This window comes from Paenibacillus sp. NRS-1781, assembly GCF_050467745.1.
In the GTDB taxonomy this organism is placed as follows: Bacteria; Bacillota; Bacilli; order Paenibacillales; family Paenibacillaceae; genus Paenibacillus; species Paenibacillus terrae_A.
This window is the reverse complement of sequence record NZ_JBITPI010000073.1, coordinates 1-1,289: the sequence shown is the minus strand read 5'-3', so window position 1 is coordinate 1,289 and position 1,289 is coordinate 1. Positions and strand designations below refer to the sequence as shown.

Annotated in this window: 1 protein-coding gene; it reads right to left on the bottom strand. The window is 40.7% G+C overall.

The window, feature by feature from the left end:
- The coding region (locus ACIFO6_RS22660; protein WP_430044135.1) for a site-specific DNA-methyltransferase at nt 1-1,234 on the bottom strand (1,234 nt) is incomplete at its 3' end.
- Between the last annotated feature and the right edge of the window lie 55 nt (nt 1,235-1,289).

The window sequence follows — 1,289 nt, the reverse complement described above, 5'->3', positions numbered from 1 at the left end:
CAGCAACAACTTCATGATAGCTATACCGCTTACCATCCCGAATCAAATATACACCACTATCGCTTCCAACGTGGGCAATATATCGGTTCACAATCACATCCACATATTTGGGATCAAGCTCACTGGTATAGCAAATTCGATCCGTTTCCTCACAAGCAATCAACGTTGAACCTGAACCACCAAAAGGATCAAATACGATATCACCAAGCCTGCTCGAATTTTTAATTGGGTAGCTAATCAAGGGAATCGGCTTCATCGTGGGATGATATTCATTGCGGAAGGGACGATCAAATTGCCATAATGTCGTTTGCTTACGATCACTGTTCCAGTAGTGTCCACCTGTCGGCTTCCAACCGTATAATACGGGTTCATGCATCCAATGATAATCACTCCTGCCCATTACCATTGCTTGCTTTGCCCAGATACAACATTGTGCTAGTTTGAATCCAGCTTCAATAAATGCTTTTCTAAAATTCAATCCTTCACTATCCGCATGGAATACATAAAGACTTGCTCCATCATCAGCTACTTCATACATTCGAGTATGAGCTGCCAATAGGAAATTATAAAATTGGTCGTTATCCATCTTATCGTTCTCAATTTTCAATGCATCCTTCGTTTTACCCGTATAGTCCACATTATAAGGTGGATCGGTCACAATGAGCTGAGCCTTCTTACCATCCATCAATGTTGCGATATCCTGCCGATTAGTTGAGTCTCCGCATATGAGCCTATGCTTACCAAGTAGCCAGATGTCCCCTTTACGAGTTATCGGATGTTCAGGTAATGCTTCTTCTACATTAAAATCATCTTCCTCATCCACTGTTTCTTCGTGTAATGTATCCAACAACTTCTCCGCTTCAGACCAATCAAAGCCCGTTAGCTCAATATTATAATCTGCTTCCTTCAACTCATCTAATAATCCAGCCAGTGCCTCAAAGTCCCACTCCCCTGTAATTTTGTTAAGCGCTATGTTCAGGGCTTTCTCTTTTGACTTATTCACATCGACTATGACACAGTCGACTTCATCGTAACCGAGTGCCTTCAACACTTTAGCACGTTGATGGCCTCCTACGATGGTATAATCGCTATTACAAATAATCGGTTCACAATAACCGAATTCGAGGACACTATTCCTGATCTTTTCAAACTCTGGATCACCCGCTTTTAAATCCTTCCTTGGATTATATTCGGCATGTACCAGTTGATCTATTTTCAATTTCATCCATTTCATTTATTAAACTCTCTCCTTTATGTCTACAGATTTTTCATTATTTCTGGCGTTTTTT